General features: G+C 72.2%; 16 protein-coding genes and 1 pseudogene. 9 read left to right on the top strand and 8 right to left on the bottom strand.

Going from position 1 to position 21,155, the window contains the following annotated elements; translation table 11 throughout:
* Positions 1-61 precede the first annotated feature (61 nt).
* The 3 genes and pseudogenes from C6376_RS15330 to C6376_RS15320 all read left to right on the top strand — a co-directional run bounded on the left by C6376_RS15330 (position 62) and on the right by C6376_RS15320 (position 2,052).
* Positions 62-1,402, top strand: a complete 1,341-nt coding sequence (locus C6376_RS15330; RefSeq protein ID WP_107443932.1) for an LLM class flavin-dependent oxidoreductase — start codon at positions 62-64, stop codon at positions 1,400-1,402.
* Between the two features lie 135 nt (positions 1,403-1,537).
* A pseudogene (locus tag C6376_RS15325) lies at positions 1,538-1,672 on the top strand (TauD/TfdA family dioxygenase); the annotation flags it as partial.
* Positions 1,673-1,815: 143 nt separating this feature from the next.
* A complete protein-coding gene (locus tag C6376_RS15320) occupies positions 1,816-2,052 on the top strand; it encodes a hypothetical protein (protein ID WP_107443931.1) in 237 nt (78 codons plus the stop codon).
* 105 nt (positions 2,053-2,157) lie between these two features.
* On the opposite strand, the gene C6376_RS15315 is transcribed toward C6376_RS15320, so the two are convergent.
* Positions 2,158-2,802, bottom strand: a complete 645-nt coding sequence (locus C6376_RS15315) for a DsbA family protein (RefSeq protein WP_107443930.1) — start codon at positions 2,800-2,802, stop codon at positions 2,158-2,160.
* A gap of 152 nt (positions 2,803-2,954) precedes the next feature.
* On the opposite strand from C6376_RS15315, the gene pepN (C6376_RS15310) reads away from it, so the two are divergent.
* Positions 2,955-5,546, top strand: a complete 2,592-nt coding sequence (pepN, locus tag C6376_RS15310; RefSeq protein WP_107443929.1) for an aminopeptidase N — start codon at positions 2,955-2,957, stop codon at positions 5,544-5,546.
* Between the two features lie 278 nt (positions 5,547-5,824).
* The gene (locus C6376_RS15305) at positions 5,825-6,886 is read left to right on the top strand and encodes a hypothetical protein (RefSeq protein WP_107443928.1); all 1,062 of its coding nucleotides are present in this window, start codon (positions 5,825-5,827) and stop codon (positions 6,884-6,886) included.
* A 116-nt stretch (positions 6,887-7,002) separates the two neighbouring features.
* Here C6376_RS15305 and C6376_RS15300 read toward each other — a convergent pair whose 3' ends face one another.
* A complete protein-coding gene (locus C6376_RS15300; protein WP_173985648.1) occupies positions 7,003-7,539 on the bottom strand; it encodes an NUDIX hydrolase in 537 nt (178 codons plus the stop codon).
* 248 nt (positions 7,540-7,787) lie between these two features.
* Here C6376_RS15300 and C6376_RS15295 point away from each other — a divergent pair, with 248 nt between their 5' ends.
* Positions 7,788-11,102, top strand: a complete 3,315-nt coding sequence (locus C6376_RS15295; protein WP_107443927.1) for a S8 family serine peptidase — start codon at positions 7,788-7,790, stop codon at positions 11,100-11,102.
* Positions 11,103-11,370: 268 nt separating this feature from the next.
* Here C6376_RS15295 and C6376_RS15290 read toward each other — a convergent pair whose 3' ends face one another.
* Positions 11,371-12,216 (bottom strand): hypothetical protein, encoded by an 846-nt coding sequence (locus C6376_RS15290; RefSeq protein WP_107443926.1) that lies wholly within the window; start codon positions 12,214-12,216, stop codon positions 11,371-11,373.
* Position 12,217: 1 nt separating this feature from the next.
* Complete coding sequence (locus tag C6376_RS15285; protein WP_107443925.1) at positions 12,218-12,760, bottom strand: sigma-70 family RNA polymerase sigma factor; 543 nt, start codon at positions 12,758-12,760, stop codon at positions 12,218-12,220.
* Between the two features lie 315 nt (positions 12,761-13,075).
* On the opposite strand from C6376_RS15285, the gene C6376_RS15280 reads away from it, so the two are divergent.
* Complete coding sequence (locus tag C6376_RS15280) at positions 13,076-14,092, top strand: aspartate-semialdehyde dehydrogenase (RefSeq protein ID WP_107443924.1); 1,017 nt, start codon at positions 13,076-13,078, stop codon at positions 14,090-14,092.
* 60 nt (positions 14,093-14,152) lie between these two features.
* On the opposite strand, the gene C6376_RS15275 is transcribed toward C6376_RS15280, so the two are convergent.
* Entirely contained in the window at positions 14,153-14,500 is a 348-nt protein-coding gene (locus tag C6376_RS15275) for a type II toxin-antitoxin system PemK/MazF family toxin (RefSeq protein ID WP_107443923.1), read from the bottom strand.
* Positions 14,487-14,717 carry a ribbon-helix-helix domain-containing protein gene (locus tag C6376_RS15270; protein ID WP_107443922.1) on the bottom strand — a complete coding sequence of 77 codons (231 nt, stop codon included), beginning with the start codon at positions 14,715-14,717 and terminating at the stop codon, positions 14,487-14,489. Before C6376_RS15270 ends, C6376_RS15275 begins: the two co-directional genes overlap by 14 nt.
* Positions 14,718-14,817: 100 nt before the next feature.
* Here C6376_RS15270 and pepN (C6376_RS15265) point away from each other — a divergent pair, with 100 nt between their 5' ends.
* Positions 14,818-17,385 carry an aminopeptidase N gene (gene pepN, locus C6376_RS15265; protein ID WP_107443921.1) on the top strand — a complete coding sequence of 856 codons (2,568 nt, stop codon included), beginning with the start codon at positions 14,818-14,820 and terminating at the stop codon, positions 17,383-17,385.
* Positions 17,386-17,512: 127 nt separating this feature from the next.
* Here pepN (C6376_RS15265) and C6376_RS15260 read toward each other — a convergent pair whose 3' ends face one another.
* On the bottom strand, positions 17,513-18,463 hold the full coding sequence (locus C6376_RS15260; protein ID WP_173985647.1) for an EamA family transporter: 951 nt from the start codon (positions 18,461-18,463) through the stop codon (positions 17,513-17,515).
* 108 nt (positions 18,464-18,571) lie between these two features.
* Between C6376_RS15260 and C6376_RS15255 the strand changes: the two genes are divergently transcribed.
* A complete protein-coding gene (locus C6376_RS15255; protein WP_107443919.1) occupies positions 18,572-19,108 on the top strand; it encodes a MarR family winged helix-turn-helix transcriptional regulator in 537 nt (178 codons plus the stop codon).
* A gap of 15 nt (positions 19,109-19,123) precedes the next feature.
* On the opposite strand, the gene C6376_RS15250 is transcribed toward C6376_RS15255, so the two are convergent.
* Positions 19,124-21,010 carry a hypothetical protein gene (locus C6376_RS15250; protein WP_107443918.1) on the bottom strand — a complete coding sequence of 629 codons (1,887 nt, stop codon included), beginning with the start codon at positions 21,008-21,010 and terminating at the stop codon, positions 19,124-19,126.
* Positions 21,011-21,155: the final 145 nt, after the last annotated feature.

Here is a 21,155-nt window from a genome sequence, read left to right as displayed (position 1 = left end):
CGCCGGACGGGCCGAGTCTTCCCAGCGTTCATTCCTCCTCCCACCGTCCGAAGGACACGCAATGCCCCGCCAGCTTCATCTCAACGCGTTTCTCATGAACACCGGTCACCACGAGGCCTCGTGGCGGCTGCCCGAGAGCGATCCGCACGCCCATGTCGAGCTGAGCCACTACGTCAGGCTGGCCCGGACCGCCGAACGCGGCGCCTTCGACTCGCTGTTCCTCGCCGACGGCCCCCAGCTGTGGGGCGACCTGGCACAGCGGCCGGCCGGTTCGCTGGAGCCGCTCACGCTGCTCACCGCGCTGGCGACGGCGACCGAGCACATCGGTCTCATCGCCACCGCGTCGACCTCCTACAACTCTCCCTACAACCTGGCCCGCAAGTTCGCCTCGCTGGACATCATCAGCGGTGGCCGGGCCGGCTGGAACATCGTCACCACGGCCGGTGCGGAGGCCGCCCGCAACTTCGGTCTCGACGCCGAGCCCGCGCACGCCGAGCGGTACGCCCGGGCCGCCGAGTTCCTCGACGTGGCGCTGAAGCTCTGGGACAGCTGGGAGGACGACACGATCGTCGCCGACAAGGCGTCCGGCGTCTGGGGCGACGACCGCAAGATCCACCCGCCCCGGCACCGGGGGACGTACTTCAGCGTCGAGGGCGCGCTCAACGTCCCGCGTTCGCCGCAGGGTTACCCCCTGCTGGTGCAGGCGGGCTCGAGCGAGGACGGCAAGGTGTTCGCCGCCCGGTACGCGGAGGCGGTGTTCACCGCCCAGCAGACCCTCGCCGACGCGCAGGCCTTCTACGCCGATCTGAAGGCCCGCACGGCGGCGGGCGGCCGCGATCCGGACCACATCAAGGTGCTGCCCGGGATCGTGCCGGTGATCGGCTCCACGGAGGCCGAGGCACGGGAACACGAACGTGTCCTCGAGGACCACATCGTGTACGCGCACGGCGTCGGGCGGCTGGAGTCGCTGCTGCAACTGGAGCCCGGCACACTGGAGTTGGATGCCGAGCTGCCCGCCGCTCTGCCGTCCGAGGAGGCCATCGAGGGCGCGAAGAGCCGCTACACGCTCGTGGTGGAGCTCGCCCGGCGCGAACGCCTCACCGTGCGGCAGCTGATCGGGCGGCTCGGCGGCGGCCGCGGGCATCTCACCTTCGCGGGGACGCCCGAGCAGGTCGCCGACAAGATCGAGACCTGGTTCCGGCAGGGCGCCGCCGACGGTTTCAACATCATGCCCGCCGTCCTCCCCTCCGGCCTCGACGCCTTCGTCGACCACGTCGTCCCGGTCCTGCGCGCCCGAGGGCTGCTGCGTACCGGGTACGGCCCGCGCACGATCCTGCGCGAGCGGTACGGCCTGCCGCGTCCCGCCAACCAGTACGTCGGCCCCACACTCGCCACCGTCTGAAAGGACCCTCCCATCTCCCTCCACCTGCGCAAGCTCCCCGCGAACATCGGCGCCCACGTCAGCGGCGTCGACGTCGCCGGGCCCCTCGACGAGGGCGCCCGTACCGCCCTGCGCGAGGCGCTCAACGTGCACAACGTGCACAACTACGACAAGCAGCCGCGCCGGCTGCACCGGGTGACCCTCGCCGGCGACATCCCGGTCGGCGTCGAGGGCAAGGAGAGCTACTCGACCGAGGGGGGCGCGGCGCACTACACGTCCGTCGCGGCGTGACCGCGCCGTGACGGGACGGCCCCGCGAGGACAGGACTCGCGGGGCCGTTGCCGTGCCGTTCCCGTACGGCGACCGTGCGAGTCGCGACGCCCGCACGGCGCGGGGGGTTCCCGGCGGACGCCGTCGCGGGCGACAGTGCCCGCATGGGTCTTCCGAAGAGACGTTGCCCCAACTGCGGGGACACCGAGCAGCACTTCCGGCGCCTGCACGACGCCGAGCGCGCCTACGCCCTCGGGCAGGTGCACAGCGCGGACGTCCACAAATACCGGCGCTGCACCCGCCAGGGCTGTGTGCGGGTGCAGTCCTACTTCAACTGGAGGGCCGGCTTCGACCTCCCGGAGGAGTTCCGGACGCCGCCGCGGCCGGTCCCCCAGGTGTAGTGCCCTGTGAGGTCGGGGACCTCGGGGCGTGCGGGTCACGCCGCCGTGCCGGCCGATGGGCGGGAGCGGCGGGCCGTGCTGATGCGGACGCCGCACGTCACGGCCTCACAGGTTGCTGAAGTCGGGGCCCTTGGTCCGGGTGCGCTTGATCTCGTAGAAACCGGGGACCGACGCCACCGCGAGAGTGCCGTCCCACAGGCGGCCGGCCTCCTCGCCCTGGGGGGCGGGGGTGACGACGGGGCCGAAGAAGGCGATCTGCTCGCCGTCGGGTCCGGGCACGGCGATGACGGGGGTACCGACGTCCTGGCCGACCTTCTCTATGCCCTCCTTGTGGGAGGAGCGCAGCTGGGCGTCGAACTCGAAGTCCGACTGCTCGGCGTAGTCGATCAGGGAGGCGGGCAGGCCGACGTCCTTCAGCGCGCCGGCGACGGCCTCCAGGGTCGGGCCCTCGCCGTTGTTGTGGATGCGGGTGCCCAGAGCGGTGTACAGCGAGCCGAGGACGCCCTCGCCGTGCAGCTGCCAGGCGGCGGTGACCACGCGCACCGGCTGCCAGGCCTTGACCGCCAGCATCTCGCGGTACTCGTCGGGCAGTTCGTCGAGCTTGTTCTCGTTGAGGACGGCGAGGCTCATGACATGCCAGCGGACCTCGATGTCACGGACCTTCTCCACTTCCAGCACCCACCGGGAGGTCATCCAGGCCCACGGGCACAGCGGGTCGAACCAGAAGTCGACGGGGGTCTTCTCCGACATGTCTCTCCCTAGAGATCCTCAGCAGACGCAACTCTCCCGCTACAACACCGCGACCCGTGCCGCACATTCCCTGCCGCCCCGCGTCAGGTGCGCATGGCAGGATCGCTCCTGTCCGCCAGACCCATGCGCCACGCAGTGAGGGAGTACCGCCCGTGCCCGGTGAGAACCTGTCCCGTGACGAGGCCCGGGAGCGGGCCGCCCTGCTGTCCGTCGACGGGTACGACGTGTCCCTCGACGTCCGTTCGGCGGTCGCCGGCCCGTCCGAGGACGGGCCGCGCACCTTCAGGTCGGTCACCGCGATCCGGTTCCGCTGCAACGAGCCCGGCGCGTCGAGTTTCGCCGACCTGATCGCGCCGAGTGTCACGTCCGTCTCCCTCAACGGCCGCGATCTCGACCCCGGCGAGGTCTTCGACGGCACCCGGATCCTGCTGGAGGACCTGGCGGCGGAGAACGAGCTGGTGGTGGACGCCCGGTGCGCCTACTCCCGCACGGGCGAGGGCCTGCACCGCTTCGTCGACCCGGAGGACGACGAGGTCTACCTCTACACGCAGTACGAGCCCGCCGACGCGCGACGGGTCTTCGTCACCTTCGAGCAGCCCGACCTCAAGGCCCCCTTCCGCTTCGAGGTGCGCGCGCCCGAGGAGTGGACGGTGTGGAGCAACGGCGCCGGCGAGCTCGCGGACGGGGTCTGGCGGTTCGCGGAGACGAAGCCGATCTCGACGTACATCACCTGTGTCGTGGCCGGCCCCTACCACTACGTGACGGACACCTACACGCGTGACCTGGGCGACGGCACTACGCTGGAGATCCCCCTCGGCGCGATGTGCCGCAAGGGGCTGGCCCCCTACTTCGAGGCCGACGACGTCTTCCTGATCACGCGGCAGGGCCTGGACTTCTTCCACGACCACTTCGACTACCCGTACCCCTTCGGCAAGTACGACCAGGCGTTCGTGCCCGAGTACAACCTCGGCGCGATGGAGAACCCGGGCCTGGTGACCTTCCGCGAGGAGTACATCTTCCGCGGGAAGGTGACGCGGGCCTCGTACGAGGCGCGGGCCAACGTCATCCTGCACGAGATGGCCCACATGTGGTTCGGCGACCTCGTCACCATGGTGTGGTGGGACGACCTGTGGCTGAAGGAGTCCTTCGCCGACTTCATGGGCACCTTCGCGAGCGTCGGCGCGACGCGCTTCTCCGACAGCTGGATCACCTTCGCCAACCGCCGCAAGGCCTGGGCCTACCGCGCCGACCAACTGCCCTCCACGCACCCGATCACCGCCGACATCCGCGACCTTCAGGAGGCCAAGCTCAACTTCGACGGGATCACCTACGCCAAGGGCGCCAGCGTGCTCAAGCAGCTGGTGGCCTACGTCGGTCAGGACGCGTTCCTGGAGGGCGCCCGCCGCTACTTCAAGCGGCACGCGTACGGCAACACGGGCCTCGGCGACCTGCTGTCGGTCCTCGGCGAGACCAGCGGCCGGGACATGGCCGCGTGGGCGCGGTCCTGGCTGCAGACGGCGGGCGTGAACTCGCTGACCCCGCAGGTGCTGCTGGACGCGGCGGGCCGGATCGCCGAGCTGGCGGTGCTCCAGGAGGCCCCGGAGTCCCATCCGGAGCTGCGACCGCACCGGGTCGCGGTCGGTCTGTACCGCCGGGAGGAGGGCCGCCTGGTGCGGTACGCGCGCACCGAGGCGGACGTCGACGGTCCGCGCACGATCGTGCCGGACCTGGCCGGCCAGGAGGCGCCGGAGCTGGTCCTGGTCAACGACGACGACCTGACGTACTGCAAGACCCGCTTCGACGAGACCTCGCTGGACGCCCTGCGCTCCTCCCTGGGCGACATCACCGACCCGCTGGCCCGCGCGCTGTGCTGGTCGGCGCTGTGGAACATGACGCGGGACGCGCTGCTGCCCGCGCGGGACTTCATCGGGCTGGTGCTGCGCTTCGCGGGGCGCGAGTCGGACATCGGCGTGCTGCAGATGCTGCACGCGTGGGCGGAGTCGGCACTGGTGCACTATGTGGCGCCGCCGCTGCGGGAGACCGGAGCGCGACTGCTGGCCGAGGGCGCCGAGCGCGAGCTGTACGCCGCCGCGCCGGGCAGCGAGCACCAGCTGGCCTGGGCGCGGTTCTTCGCCGGCACGGCCGAGAGCCCGGCCCGCTTCGAGCTGCTGCAGGGCCTGTTGGACGGCACGACGGCCATCGAGGGGCTGGAGGTCGACCAGGAGCTGCGCTGGACGTTCCTGGAGCCGCTGGCCGCCCACGGGTACGCGGACGAGAAGGCGCTGGAGGCCGAACTGGCCCGCGACGACACGGCGTCCGGCAGGCGCCACCAGGTCCGCTGCCTCGCCGCCCGCCCCTCGGCGGCGGTCAAGGCGCAGGCGTGGGCGCAGGTGGTGGAGTCCGACGCCCTCTCCAACGCCCTGGTGGAGGCGACGATCGCCGGGTTCGGCCAGCCCTCGCAGCGGGAGCTGCTGGCGCCGTACCGGGACAAGTACTTCGCGGCGATCGAGCGGGTCTGGTCCGAGCGTTCCATCCAGATCGCGATGACCATCGTCAAGGGCCTGTTCCCGTCCTTGCAGGACTCCCCGCAGACGCTCGTGGAGACGGACATCTGGCTGGCCGCGCACGACTCGGCGCCCCCGGCGCTGCGCCGGCTGGTCCTCGAGGCGTGGGACGACCATGCGCGGGGCCTGCGCGGACAGGCGTGCGACGCGCGGGCCGAAGCGGGGACCGCGACCGACTGAGGCGTGCTTCCGGCGTGATTCGGAAAGCCCCTCCGAGCGTTTCCCGTCCGAGCGCTTCCCCCTGCAGGCTCTACCTTTGGCCATGAATTTTGCCGACGGTCACCGTTACGGAATTCAGCCAATCCGACCCGTAACCCCTGGCACCCTCCTTCGGGACCAGGGGTTTTCGGCCCCTACTCGGCATCCGAACATCCGTCCTTTAGGGCGAACTTGTCCCGATTTGCCGACAGGCGTGTAACGGCGGTTAGTCGGCCCGCCGCGGGCGGAATCCCCTCTGCATGACCCACAACACCCCGCTCCCCCGCGTCCCTTCGGCGTCCCCCCGCCCCGTCCGCCACCTCTTTGACGTCCACCGCCGCGTCGCCACCGCCGCCCGCCTCCGCTCGCAGGGCGTGACGGCCGCCGAGGCCGACGAGCAGTGCCGTCCCGGCGGGCCCTGGCAGCAGGTGCTGCCCGGTGTGTACCTGCTCCACCCGGGACCGCCCACCAGCGAGGAGCGGCTGCACGCGGTGCTGATGTACGCGGCCCGCCAGACCTCGGCGGCCGCGGTGCCGCCCCAGCCCGTCTCCGGGGACCCGCACCGGCCGGTGTACCGGGACGCGATGATCACGGGTCTGGCCGCCCTGAACCTGCACGGGCTGGCGTCCGCCCCGCCGCTGACGTCGCTGGAGCACGTCGACGTCCTGGTGCCGCGACTGCGCCGGCTGCGCTCGACGGGCTGCGCGCACGTCGTCCGCACGGCCTCGCTGCCGGCTCCCGAGCAGGCGACCGGGGTCCCGGTGGCGCCGGTGCCGCGCGCCCTGGCCGACGCGGTGGCCGGGCTCACGGACGCGGGAGCGGTGCGGCGGCTGCTGTCGGAGGCGGTGCGCGGGGGTCACTGCGAACCGGCGTCCGTGGTGCGGGAGCTGAACGACGCCAGGCTGCTGAGCCGGCCGCATGTGGTCGACGCCGTGGACGCGTTGCTCGCGGAGGGACGCGCGATCGCGGAGGACCGCCTGTACGCGATGGTGCGCGAGCACGGGCTGCCCGACCCGGTGTGGAACGTGGACCTGTGCCTGCCGGGCGGCCTCCACCTCGGCGGCCTGGACGCCTACTGGCCGGATCAGGCGGTGGCGGTGGAGCTGGACACCCGGGCCCCGCGCCAGGACGAGGACGCGCTGTGGTCCGAGTACGCGCGCAAGCGGGAACACCTGGAGCGGCTGGGTATCACCGTCGTGTACGTCACCCCGAAGAAGCTGCGGGACGCGGGGGAGCAGCAGGCGGCGGTGGTCCGCACGGCGCTGATGGCGTCGGGCGACCGCGACCCGGCCGCGTACGTCGTGGTGCTTCCCCGGCATTGACCCATTCCCCTCGCGAACGAGAGGGATACCCGGTGCGCCGCCTCGCCGGACGCCGACGACAGACGCCCCGCGGCCGGGCGTCCCCGGCGGCCGGCGACAGGCCCTCGACCGCCCTCTCATTCCACTGGCGGCACGGCTTCTTCCGGCGGCACGGCTTCCTTCGGCGACACGGGCTCCCCGGACGCCACGGCCTCCCCGGACGGCAAGACCCTCCGGCCGTTCACCGGGCGTTCCCGCCACAGCGCGAGCGCGGTGTCGACCAGGCGGACCCGGGTGAGGGAGGGCACCGCGTCCAGGTCGTGCCAGGCGGCCATGTCGGTGGAGCCGTTCACCTCGTGGCGCAGCTCCCCGCCGACGACCCGCCCCTCGTAGACGACGCGGACGCCGTGGTGGTCCACGGGACCGCGCAGGCCCTCGCGGCCGACGGTGCGGCGGGAGGAGTCGATGCCGAGCAGACCGGTCACCTCGACGCGGTAGCCGGTCTCCTCGTCGAGCTCGCGCACGACGGTGTCGAGGGGGTCCTCACCGTGCTCCATGCCGCCGCCCGGGAGCACCCACTCGAGGGTGCCGTCGAGCGCGGGCGAGCGGGCGAGCAGCAGCCGGCCGTCGCGGACACAGACGGCGTAGGCCGCCACCCTCAACTTCTTGCGCATACCGGGACGGTAGCCGGACCCGTCCGCCCGGACCGGGGTTTTCCGGCCCCACAGCCGCCGGACAGCGCACACAGTCGGCTCGTAGAGGGTTTTCCCCATGCATCCATATCGATTCGGTCAACTCTCCCCAAACAACTGACTCTTAGGCAAAGCTTTGCGGTCATCCGGGAGCGCATTCCGGAGGACCGTGATCAGTCAGGAACGGCCTGATCACGCGTCGCTCGTTCCTTTACCTACAAGGGATGCCGATGACCCTCACCCCCGAGCGTGAACCGATATCGGGCGCAAGACGCGTGGCCCGGACAGCCGTGGCCGCGGGCCTCGTGGCCGCGCTGTCCGCGGCCGGACCGATACCGATGGCCTTCTCCGCCGACGCCGGCCAGACCCCGGCCGCGGCCGACCCGGGCGTGAAGTCCGCCCACGACAAGCTCGGTTCCGACGACGCCGACCTCCTCGCCGAGGCCAAGGCCGCCGGCGACAAGAACGTCACGCTGATGGTCGCGACCGCCCCCGGCCGGACCGAGCAGGTCGCCGAGGAGCTGAACGCGGTCAAGGGCGGCTCCGTGGGCCAGTCCTACGACAAGCTCGGTTACGTCCGCGCCACCGTCCCGACCGGCAAGGCCGACTCCGCGATCGCCGCGGCCGCCAAGCTGTCCTCGGTGCACGCCATCGACCTGCGCCAGAACATCGTCCTCGACGACCCGGCGCCCAGCGCGGACACCGCCAAGTCCGGCAGGTCCGCCGCGAAGACGAAGACCTACCCGGCGCCGAGCAGGAAGACGCCCGCCGAGAACCCGTACAACCCGTCCTTCGAGACGGGCGCCGTCGACTTCGTGGAGAAGAACCCGAAGGCGGACGGCCGCGGCGTCACCATCGGCATCCTCGACTCCGGCGTGGACCTCGGCCACCCCGCGCTGCAGAAGACCACCACCGGCGAGCGCAAGATCGTCGACTGGGTGACGGCCACCGACCCGATCCTCGACGGCGACGCCTCCTGGCGCCCGATGACGACCTCCGTGTCCGGCCCCAGCTTCACCTTCGGCGGCCGCACCTGGACCGCGAAGCCCGGCTCCTACCAGGTCAACCTGTTCCGTGAGTCCGCCACCGCCGGCGGCGACGCCAAGGGCGACGTCAACCGCGACGGCGACACCACCGACGTGTGGGGCGTCCTGTACGACGCGGCCGCCGGCACCGTCACCGTCGACGTGAACAACAACGGCGACTTCGGCGACGACGCCGCGATGAAGCCGTACAAGGACGGTTACCAGGTCGGGTACTTCGGCACCGACAACCCGGCGACCGACGTCGTCGAGCGCCAGCCGTTCGTCGTGCAGATCCGCAAGGACGTGCCGATGGACCCGTTCGGCGGCGACTGGGTCGGCAAGAAGGCCGACTTCGCCAACATCGGTCTCATCGCCAGCGAGCACGGCACCCACGTGGCCGGCATCACCGCCGCGAACGGCCTGTTCGGCGGCAGCATGAACGGCGCCGCGCCCGGCGCGAAGCTCGTCTCCTCCCGCGCCTGCGTCTTCGGCCCGGGCTGCACCAACGTGGCCCTCACCGAGGGCATGATCGACCTGGTCGTCAACCGCGGCGTCGACATCGTCAACATGTCGATCGGCGGTCTGCCGGGTCTGAACGACGGCAACAACGCGCGCGCCGAGCTGTACACCCGCCTCATCGACACCTACGGCGTCCAGCTCGTGATCTCCGCGGGCAACGAGGGCCCCGGCGCGAACACCATCGGCGACCCCGGTCTGGCCGACAAGGTGATCTCGGTCGGCGCGGCCATCTCCAAGGAGACCTGGGCCGCCAACTACGGCTCGCAGGTGACGAAGAAGTACGCGCTGCTGCCGTTCTCCTCGCGCGGCCCGCGTGAGGACGGCGGCTTCACGCCGACGCTCGTCGCGCCCGGCGCCTCGATCAACACCACCCAGACCTGGCTGCCGGGCTCCCCGGTCGCCGACGCGGGCTACCCGCTGCCGGCCGGCTACTCCATGCTGCAGGGCACCTCGATGGCGTCCCCGCAGGCCGCGGGCGCCTCGGCGCTGCTGATCTCGGCCGCCAAGCAGCACAAGGTCGCGCTCACCCCGGCGATCCTGCGCACGGCGCTGACCTCGACCGCCCACCACATCAAGGGTGTGCAGGCGTACGAGGAGGGCGCGGGCGCCATCGACATCGTGGACGCCTGGAAGTCCATCAGGAAGGGCGCCACCGCCCACGACTACACCGTCAAGGCGCCGGTCGACACCGCGCTCGACCAGGCACTGAAGACCCCGGGCTTCGGCACCGGCGTCTACGACCGCGAGAGCGGTCTGAAGGCCGGGCAGAAGAAGACGTACGACGTCACCATCACCCGTACGTCCGGCCCCGACAAGGCGGTCCGCCACGAGCTCGAGCTCGAGAACAACGCGGCCGGCACCTTCCGGATCCTCGGCGACGACGAGGTGAAGCTGCCGCTGAACAAGCCGGTGACCGTCAGGATCCAGGCCAAGCCGAAGGCGGCGGGCATCGCCAGCGCCATCCTGGCGGTCGACGACCCGAAGACCGAGGGCGTCGACAAGCAGATCCTCAACACGGTCGTCGTCTCGACGCCGGTGAAGCACACGTTCTCCGTGTCGAACTCCGTGCAGCGCAACAGCTTCCAGTCGTACTTCCTGACCGTGCCCGAGGGCGCCAAGTCCTTCGAGGTCGCGATCGGCGGGCTGAAGGACAAGAGCCAGACGCGGTTCATCTCGATCCACCCGTACGGCGTCGCGGTCGAGGACAGCTCCACGATCTACTGCTACAGCAACTACCCCGACACCAACGGCTGCCGGCCGGACGCGCGCTCGTACCAGAACCCGCAGGCCGGGGTCTGGGAGATCGAGGTCGAGTCGCGCCGCACGTCGCCGCTGCTGGACAACCCGTACAAGCTGGACGCGACCGTCTACGGCGCCGTCTTCGACCCGGCGACCGTGACCGTGCCCGAGGCGAAGGTCGGCACCCCGGCCGCCGTCTCCTGGAAGGTCACGAACAACTTCGCCGCGATCGACGGCAAGCTGGCCGGCGGCCCGCTCGGCTCGTCCAAGGCGACCCGCCCGACCATCGCGAACGGCACGACCCAGACCACCACGGTCGAGGTCCCGGCCGGCGCCAAGTCGCTCGACGTCTCCATCGGCAACGTCTCGGACGCCTCCGCCGACCTGGACCTCACGGTCTTCGACGCGGCCGGCAAGCAGGTCGCGCAGCAGGCCGACGGTGACTCGGAGGAGGCGGTCTCCATCCCGTCGCCGGCCGCCGGCACGTACACCATCGAGGTCGCCGGGTACTCCGTCCCGGCCGGCACGACGGCGTACGACTACCTGGACGTGTTCTTCTCGTCCACCCTGGGCACCGTCTCCGTCGACGCGTCGACGCCGGTGAAGCTCGGCACGGGCGCCTCGACGTCGGTCAAGGCGACCGTCACCGCCGCGGCCGCCGCGCCCGAGGGCCGGGCCTTCTTCGGCCAGGTCCAGCTGGTGAACGCGCGGGGCACCGTCGCGGGCTCCGGCAGCGTGGCGATCGAGAAGGTCACCCCGTAACAAGGTCACCCCGTGACACCGTGCACGGCAGTGGGGGCGGGCGTCCGAAAGGGCGCCCGCCCCTCGCCGTTCCCGCCCCGTGCCCTTCCCCTCCCCGCGCCGTCGACCGGCTCCAGCCGGGGCACGCGCCATGCCCCGGTACCCGCCCGCGGGCCGACCCTCCCACCGTCTCACCGGCGTCCGTCCGGCGCCGCCCGGCTTGACCGACCCCCGTGGGAGCCCGCGCCCCGCGACCGACCCCGTCCCGGCCCCGGTCAGCCGGTCGTGGTCAGCCGGACGGGCTTCCTGTGCAGGTGAGGTCGGCCGTCTCGGGCAGTGCCCGGGCGAGCGCGGTCCGCATGGGCGCGATGTCGGCCTCGCCGACCGCCCAGACGTCGGGCGTGACCGACCCCCGCCCCAGCGCGACCAGCACGTGGTCACCCGCCGCCAACAGCGGGTCCATGTCGCGCTCCATCTCGAAGCCCGCCTCCCGCGTGCTCTCGGCCGGCCGGTACGCGTGCGTGACGCGCAGCGTGACCCGTTCTCGGGTCGTACCGGACAGCGGGCGGACGTCCGTCACCTCGCCCTCCACCACGAGCCGCGTGCAGACGAGGTACCCGGGGTCGCCGAGGGGGCTGCCGGCGTCCTCGGTGCCCTTGGCCCCCGGCCCGTCGGCGCGCGCGCCCGCGTCGCTCGCGGCGCTCGCCTTCGCGTCGGCGTCGTCGGACGCCCCGTGTCCCACCTGGACGACCGCCCACCCGGCCCCGAAAACCATCGCGCCGGCGGCGGCGACGCCCGCGGCGCGCAGCACGAGAGGCCGCAGCCGGGCCCCCGGCGAGGGCCGGGACGGCGAGGAGAACCGGGACGCGCGGGGCGGCCGGGAGCGCCGGAGTCGCCCGGGCCGGTGTGCCGGGGCGGCCCGCTGCTCCGCCGGCTCCGCCTGGACCGCCGGCTCCGCCGTGAGGGCGTCCGCGAGGACGCCGAGCTGTTCGCGCAACAGCGCGAGGTCGGCCGTCGCCGAGCGGTGCTCCGCCATGAAGGCGTCGTCCGCGCGGCTCTCCTGCGGCAGCGGCTCGTCGACGATCGCCGCCATCAGCGCGTCCAGGCCCGCGCGGCCGTCGTGTTCCGCGGTCACCTCACACCACCTCGTCCTCGTGCAGGCGGGCGCGCAGGGCCCGGACCGCCGTGTGCAGACGGCTCTTCACGGTGCCTTCCGGCACGCCCAGCTCCCGGGCTATCGAGCGCACCGGCAGGTCGGCGTAGAACCGCAGGACGAGGACCTGCCGCTGGGCGTCGGGCAGCTCGTCCAGGCCCTGGGCGACGGCGAGGGAGAGCACGCTGGTGTCCTCGCCCGAGGCGGGCTCGTGCTGGCGCAGCGAGGCGAGCCGCTCCCCCAGCCGCTCCTGACGGCGCTTGGCGCGATGCCAGTCCATGGCCAGGTTTGAGGCCACGACCGCAGCCCACGCGGAGACGTCGCGCGGCGCCTCGTAGCCGTTCGCCGCGCGTTCCAGCAACCGCAGGCGGACCTGCTGCACCCCGTCCGGCAGGTCCGCCTGCGGCACCCCGCCCAGCGCGAGCACCGCCCGAACCCGGCGTTCCTGCGCCGCGTCCAGGGGATCGTCGCCGGACACGGTCCCGTCCCCCTGGGCGCGATGGGCTCTTCTGCGCAGCACAGCCACCCCTCCCTACCGCGTCTCCACTACGACGTCGTGGGCCGCGGAAACGTTCGGCGCAGCCGTGACGAATGGCGCAGAGGCGTACGTCACACCGGCGCGCGCGGCAGCACAGCTTGCGGTGCGGGGTGCGCGCGGGGCGAATTCCTCCAGTTCAGCGGGGTGTGGGAGAGAGTTCCGCAACCGGTGTTCCCGGCGGGGCGTCCCAGCCCTCGGGCATGCGGGGCAAAGAATTGGACAGGCGGGCCGGGGTCGGCCGCATCATGGAATGGCCTCGGCCAGGGAACACGCACGTAAATGGGACGGACAGAGGGAGTCGCCGTGAGGGTCGGAATCGTCGGAGCCACCGGTCAGGTCGGCACGGTCATGCGCAGGATCCTCGAGGAGCGGGACTTCCCGGTCACGCAGCTGCGCCTGTTCGCGTCGGCCCGCTCGGCGGGGACGGTCCTGGACGGCGTGACGGTGGAGGACGCGGCGACGGCCGACTACACGGGCCTGGACATCGTCCTGTTCTCGGCGGGCGGCGCTACGTCGAAGGCGCTCGCGGAGAAGGTCGCCGCCCAGGGCGCGGTCGTGATCGACAACTCCTCCGCCTGGCGCAGGGACCCCGAGGTCCCCCTGGTCGTCTCCGAGGTGAACCCGCACGCGATCGCGAACCGCCCCAAGGGCATCATCGCCAACCCGAACTGCACCACGATGGCAGCGATGCCAGTCCTGAAGCCGCTGCACGCGGAGGCCGGCCTGGAGGCGCTGGTGGTCGCCACGTACCAGGCGGTGTCCGGTTCGGGCGTGGCCGGCGTGGCGGAGCTGCACGGCCAGGCGCAGAAGGTGGTGCCGGAGGCCGACAAGCTGACCCACGACGGCGGGTCGGTCGACTTCCCCGAGCCGCAGGTCTACCAGCGTCCCATCGCCTTCAACGTCGTCCCGCTCGCCGGCTCGATCGTCGAGGACGGCCTGGGCGAGACGGACGAGGAGCAGAAGCTCCGCAACGAGTCCCGCAAGATCCTGGAGATCCCGGACCTCAGGGTCTCCGGCACCTGTGTCCGGGTCCCGGTATTCTCCGGGCACTCCCTTCAGGTCAACGCCCGCTTCGCGCGTCCGCTGTCCGCGGAGCGCGCGACGGAGCTGCTGTCCGAGGCCGCCGGCGTGGTCCTCACCGACATCCCGACGCCGCTGGAGGCGGCCGGCAAGGACCCGTCCTTCGTGGGCCGCGTCCGCCGGGACGAGACCGTGGAGCACGGCCTCGCCCTGTTCATCTCCAACGACAACCTGCGCAAGGGCGCGGCGCTGAACGCGGTGCAGATCGCGGAGCTGGTGGCGGACGAGCTCAGGGGCTGACGCCTCGCGCACTTGCTGAGGGGTGACCGCCCGTGTTCGGCGGTCACCCCTCAGGTGCGCTCAGAGAGCGAGGTGCCGCCTGAGTGCGCCGTCGATCTCCGCCATGCGCGGTCGTGGCACCGCACCGATCCGCGCAAGGATCCGCTCCGGAGTCACGGCTCGAACCTGCTCGCACTGAGCCTTCGAGTCCTTGGGCAAGTGGCACTCGTCCGCGCCGAGGAACACCTGGAACGTCAGGACGCGCGTCGTGTTCGACGTGAGGGGCACCACGGTGATCACCCCTCGGCCGTGGCGCTCGACCGACCGGTTGGCGGCGTCGTTGGAGACGATCACCGAGGGGCGCGCCTTGTTCCCTTCGCTGCCTCGCGTCGGCTCGTAGTCGACCAGATAGATGTCACCGCGTCTCATCAGCCAGCCCGTCGCCCGCGAACCTGTCCCAGAACCCGGCGTCCTCGCTCCCGTCCCATTCCTGGAATGCCTCGGCGTACTCGGCCTCCAGCTGATCGGCACGCAGCAGTTCGATGGCAGCGTGTATCACGGCGGACCGCGAATCGGCCTCGGTTCTGGACGCGTACTCGTCGACGAAGGCGACGTCCTCCTGCGGCAGGCTCACACTGATCTTCATACTCCCGATGCTACCAACGGTAGGCAATCTGTTGCCACCGCGCAGTGGCCAGACTTCGTGGAAGGATGGCGCAACCGACACATATCGAGGAGATGACCGCGTGCCTGGCACAAACCTGACTCGCGAAGAGGCGCAGCAGCGGGCGAAGCTGCTCACCGTTGACTCGTACGAGGTCGATCTCGACCTCTCCGGCGCGCGGGAGGGCGGAACCTACCGGTCCGTGACCACGGTGCGCTTCGACGTGGCCGAAAACGGTGCCGCGTCCTTCATCGACCTGGTGGCCCCGACCGTCCACGAGGTGACGCTCAACGGGGAGGAACTGGCCCCAAAAGAGGTGTTCCAGGACTCCCGGATCGCCCTGCCGGGCCTGCTGGAGGGCCGCAACGTCCTGCGGGTCGTGGCGGACTGCGCGTACACCAACACCGGTGAGGGTCTGCACCGGTTCGTCGACCCGGTCGACGAACAGACCTATCTCTACACCCAGTTCGAGGTGCCGGACGCCCGTCGGGTGTTCGCGTCCTTCGAGCAGCCCGACCTCAAGGCGACCTTCCAGTTCACCGTGAAGGCGCCGACCGGCTGGACCGTCGTCTCCAACTCCCCGACGCCGGAGCCCAAGGACGACGTCTGGGTCTTCGAGCCGACGCCGCGGATCTCCAGTTACATCACCGCGCTCATCGTCGGCCCGTACCACAGCGTCCACAGCGTGTACGAGAAGGACGGGCAGTCGGTGCCGCTCGGCATCTACTGCCGGCCCTCGCTCGCCGAGTTCCTCGACTCGGACGCGATCTTCGAGGTCACCCGGCAGGGCTTCGACTGGTTCCAGGAGAAGTTCGACTACGCGTACCCGTTCAAGAAGTACGACCAGCTGTTCGTGCCGGAGTTCAACGCGGGCGCGATGGAGAACGCGGGCGCGGTCACCATCCGCGACCAGTACGTGTTCCGGTCCAAGGTGACCGACGCCGCGTACGAGCTGCGCGCCGAGACGATCCTGCACGAGCTGGCCCACATGTGGTTCGGCGACCTGGTCACCATGGAGTGGTGGAACGACCTGTGGCTGAACGAGTCGTTCGCCACCTACACCTCGATCGCCTGCCAGGCGTACGCGCCCAACTCGCGCTGGCCGCACTCGTGGACCACGTTCGCCAACTCCATGAAGACCTGGGCCTACCGGCAGGACCAGCTGCCCTCGACCCACCCGATCATGGCCGAGATCGGCGACCTGGACGACGTCCTGGTCAACTTCGACGGCATCACCTACGCCAAGGGCGCCTCCGTCCTGAAACAGCTCGTGGCGTACGTCGGCATGGACGAGTTCTTCGCGGGCGTGCAGGCGTACTTCAAGCGGCACGCCTTCGGCAACACGCGGCTGTCCGACCTGCTCGGCGCACTGGAGGAGACCTCCGGCCGCGACCTCGCCACCTGGTCGCAGAAGTGGCTGCAGACGGCCGGCATCAACGTCCTGCGGCCCGAGATCGAGACGGACGCCGAGGGCGTCATCACCTCGTTCGCCGTCCGGCAGGAGGCCCCGGCGCTCCCGGCCGGCGCGAAGGGCGAGCCGGTCCTGCGCCCGCACCGGATCGCCGTCGGCCTGTACGGCCTCGACGGCGACAGCGGCAAGCTGCTGCGCGACGAGCGCGTGGAACTGGACATCGACGGCGAGTTGACGGCCGTTCCGCAGCTGGTCGGCAAGCGCCGTCCGGACGTCGTCCTGCTCAACGACGACGACCTGTCGTACGCCAAGGTCCGCCTCGACGAGCAGTCGCTCGCCTTCGTCACCGAGCACCTCGGCGACTTCGAGGCGTCCCTGCCGCGCGCGCTGTGCTGGGCGTCGGCCTGGGACATGACCCGGGACGCCGAACTGCCCGCCCGTGACTACCTGTCCCTGGTGCTGTCCGGCATCGGCAAGGAGTCGGACATCGGCGTGGTCCAGTCGCTGCACCGTCAGGTCAAGCTCGCCGTCGACCTGTACGCCGACCCGACGGCCCGTGAGGCCCTGCTGACCCGCTGGACGGACGCCACGCTCGCCCACCTGCGGTCCGCCGCCGCGGGCAGCGACCACCAGCTGGCCTGGGCGCGCGCGTTCGCGGCCACCGCCCGCACGCCCGAGCAGCTGGACCTGCTGGATTCCCTGCTGGACGGTTCACAGACGATCGAGGGCCTCGCCGTCGACACCGAGCTGCGCTGGGCCTTCGTGCAGCGGCTCGCGGCGGTCGGCCGGTTCGACGAGGCGGAGATCGCCGCCGAGTACGAGCGCGACCGCACGGCGGCCGGCGAGCGGCACGCGGCGAGCGCGCGGGCCGCGCGTCCGACGCCGGAGGCCAAGGCGGAGGCGTGGGCACAGGTCGTCGAGGACGACAAGCTGCCCAACGCCCTGCAGGAGGCGGTCATCGGCGGCTTCGTCCAGACCGACCAGCGTGAGCTGCTCGCGCCGTACACCGACCGCTACTTCGAGGTCGTCAAGGACATCTGGGAGTCCCGTTCGCACGAGATCGCCCAGCAGATCGCGGTCGGCCTCTACCCGGCGGTCCAGGTCTCCCGGGAGACCCTGGACAGCACGGACGCCTGGCTGGCCTCGGCCGAGCCGAACGCGGCCCTGCGCCGCCTCGTCTCCGAGTCCCGCTCCGGCGTGGAGCGCGCGCTGAAGGCCCAGGCGGCCGACGCGCGGTAGCCGGCAACGGTACGGCGGAACGCGGCGCGCACGGGCCGGAGCGCGTGCGGAACGCGGCGCGTGCGTCGGCGCGCGGACGACGGCGAGGGCGTCCGGTGATCTCACACCGGGCGCCCTCGCCGCATGCTCACCTCCCCGCGGCCGTCCCAGCGGCCGTCCGGGCGGGAGGACGGTCGGCGGCGGCCCCGAGGTCCTCGCGGGGGCGGGACGCGGTCGGCACGGCCGGCCGCCGCGGCGCCAGCTGTCCCGCCACCGTCGCGGCGAACGCCAGCGCCATGCCCGTCAGTTGCACGGGGGTCAGCGACTCCCCGAGCGCGGCCCAGCCGACGACGGCCGCGGTCAGCGGCGAGAGCGGCGCGAGGAAGGTGACCTGGGTGGCGCTGAGGCGGCCGATGCCGCGGAACCAGAGCCAGTACGAGACGGCCGTGTTCGCCAGGGCGAGGTAGAGGTAGCCGCCGAGGGCGCGGCCGTCCAGCGCGGGCGGGGCGCCCTCGACGAGCAGGGCGAGCGGGGCGATGAGCAGACCGCCCGCGGTCAGCTGCCAGCCGGTCAGGGCGAGCGGGCCGACGCCCTGCGGACGGCCCCACTTCTTCGTCAGGACCGTCCCGGCCGACATCGAGGCCGTGGAGGCGAGGGCGGCGACCACCCCGAGGGCATCCGGCGCCCCGGCCGCCTTCAGCACGACGAGGCTGACGCCGAACACGGCCGCCACCCCGGTGAGCAGGGTCCGCCCGGTGGGCCGCTGTCTCAGCAGCACCGCCGAGAGACCGACGACGAACAGGGGGCCGACGGAGCCGACGATGGCCGCCATGCCGCCGGGCAGCCGGTATGCGGCGAGGAAGAGGAGGGGGAAGAAGGCGCCGATGTTCAGCGCGCCGAGCGCCGCGGCCTTGCCCCACCAGACTCCGCGCGGCAGCACCCGGCCGAGCGCGAGCAGCAGCAGCCCGGCGGGCAGCGCCCGCATCAGGCCGGTGAACAGGGGCCGGTCGGCCGGGAGGAACTCGGACGTGACGGCGTAGGTGGTGCCCCAGGAGACCGGGGCGAGGGCGGTGAGCAGGACGTTCGCTGACCTCTTCATACAGATAACTTAGCGCTAAGCTACTTACTTGCAAGCCACTTACTGTTCATCCGCTAGTTCGTGATCCACTTTCTTGCGGGTCACCGAAGACGGGCGGATACTCACCCCATGAGCAGCCAGCGCCCCACGCCCGCGGCCCCTTCGCGTAAGGACCCCGTCGACGCGATCGCCGAGCAGTGGGCGACGGTGCGGCCGGACCTCGACACGGCCGCCATGCAGGTGTTCGGCCGCATCGGCCGGATCGCCCGCGCGATGGGCGACCGCACGGAGCAGGCGTACGCGGCATTCGGCATCGCCCGCGGCGAGTTCGACGTCCTCGCCACCCTGCGCCGCTCCGGCGAGCCCTACACCCTCTCGCCGCGCCAGCTCTCGGCGACGCTGATGCTCACCACCGGCGGCATGACCGGCCGCCTCGACAAGCTGGAACGGGCCGGGCTGCTGCGCCGCTCCCCCGACCCGCACGACCGCCGCGGCCTCCAGGTGACGCTGACCGACCGCGGCCTGGAGCTCGTCGACCGTGCCGTGGGCGCGGGCCTCGCCGTCCAGACGGACGCCCTCGCCGCAGCCCTGAACGCCGAACAGGCCGGCCGACTGGCCGACCTGCTACGGGAGTTGCTGTTGTCCACGGAAACGCCCCGAAGCTGACGACGCCCGCTCCGCTCAGGTGTCGAAGGGCCAGGCGAAGCCGAGTTCCTCGGCTCGCTCGCGGGTGCCGCCGTTGACCCGGCTGTAGTGCTTCGGGTCCTCCTCGGCCAGCCGGCGCAGGGCGGCCGCCGCCTGCTCCTCCGGTGGCGCGCCGTCGTCCGGAACGGCCCACTGGAACACCAGGGCGTCCCCTTCCGGGTGCCCGGCGGCGAGGCCCGGCCGGTACCAGAAGTTCACCTTGACCGTGTCCGGGTCGTCGAAGCCCGTGCCGATCCAGCCCCGGCGCGCGTCCCACCGGGCGAGCAGCTCCGGGCGTGCCGTCAGCCCGGCCTTGAGCAGACAGGCCGTCCGGCGAGCCCGCCAGGACCAGTCGCCGTCGGTCAGCGCCCGGGTGATCTCGGCGTCGTAGGCGGCCGCGTCGAAGCGGAGGGCGGGGACCGCGGGCGCGGGCCCACGGCTGCCGGGGAGGGCCGGGCGCCGCCAGTCCTCCCACACCACCTCGTCGCCGTCGCGGCGGACGGTGACGTGCAGCGCACCGCAGCACCCCTCGGTGCACCAGGCCTCCGCGAGCCGCACCCGGCGAGGCTCGGTGTCCGCCCGGAGCATCCCCTCGTCCAGCAGGATCTCCGGACTGTGCGCCGGACCGAACGGGAACAGCGCCGGGACGAGGGGCCGACCGTCCACGAGGATGCGGGTCTCCAGGGGCGCCCGCTCGCCCTCCGGGTCGCCGGCGACGATCTCGATGCGCAGCCTGCCGCCGGCCGTGGCCGCGCCGGTGAACGGCCGCCGTCCGGTACGCCGGATCCAGCCGGCCCGCCGCCGCCAGGCAGCAGCGGTGTCCGGATCCACCTCGGCAACGCCCGCCGTGGCGGCCTCGGGAGATCCGCCGGCCGGGTCGAACACGCTGACGGGGTCCGTCAGGGAGGTCCACGCCGGTCGGGCCAACAGACTGTCGAGGGCTGCCAGCAGGGTCTCGCGGCGGCCGGGCGGCCAGTCCAGCAGCACTGCGGTCCCGCTGCTCAGGCTCAGCGCGAGCGAAAGCAGCATGGCGTGGTGTCCGAGGGTCGGGGCCAGCAGACCGGCCCGGCCGACGACGGTCTCGTACACGCCGGGCGCGTCCCGGTAGGCGAGGAGTTCGCCCGGCGCGTCGCCCGCGCACGCGATCCGGACGAGCAGCAGACCCGCCCGCGCGAGCAGTTCCGGGTCGGCGGGATGCGCGGCGAGCAGGTCGTGCAGCCGGGCGGCCTCCGCGATGCGCCGGGCGGTCCCGGCACCGAGGAGGTGCGGACCGGCGGGGAAAGCCGTCAGCTCCCGGCGGACGGCGGCCTCGTCCGCCGTCGCCAACGCCCTCACCAGCGGCCGGAGTTCGCCGCGGCCGACCGACGACACCAGAGTGACGACGGCGCCGGCCCGGCGGTCGAGGACGTCCAGGGCCTGCAGAGCCGGGCCGGCGAGGGAACGCACCAGACCGAGCACGAAGACGTGCGGGACGTCCTCGGGTTCGCCCACGCGGGCGAGCAGGGCGAGGCCGACGGTGACGGCGGGCACGGTGGTGCCGGTCCGGGTCAGCTGCCGGGCCAGCGAGCGGGCCGCCGGGCGCTGCTCGGCCGGCAGCGGCAGCGCCGCGACGGCGTGCAGGACCGCCCTGCGGTGGCAGGCCCGGACGCCGAGTTCGGCGAACCGGCGGTGCAGGGCCGCCGCGTCCGCCGGCAGCGGGTCCAGTGCTCCCGGGACGACGGCCGCCGCCTCCTTGTGGGACAGCGTGGCCTCCCCCGCACGCGCTTCGGCCGGGGAGCCGGGGAGGTCGAAACCGCGGCCCGGCGGGAGGCCCTCCGGGGACTGCCGTCGCAGGCCCAGCGCCTGTTCGTACAGCGCGGGCGGGAGATCGTCCGGGGCGCTCACCGGACGGTGGGGAACTCGATTCCGTGGGTCATGCGCACCAGCCTGCCCGCCGGATTCCCGGCCTGTCGACGCATTTTCCCGGGCCGTCGAGGGATTTCGCGTCCCGACCGGGCCCACGGCTCGGGCCGCCTGCCGACACCTGTCG

Origin of the sequence: Streptomyces sp. P3 (assembly GCF_003032475.1) — a bacterium.
Taxonomy (GTDB): Bacteria; Actinomycetota; Actinomycetes; order Streptomycetales; family Streptomycetaceae; genus Streptomyces.
The sequence above is the reverse complement of the archived record's forward strand: the minus strand, read 5'-3'. Positions and strand labels throughout refer to the sequence as shown.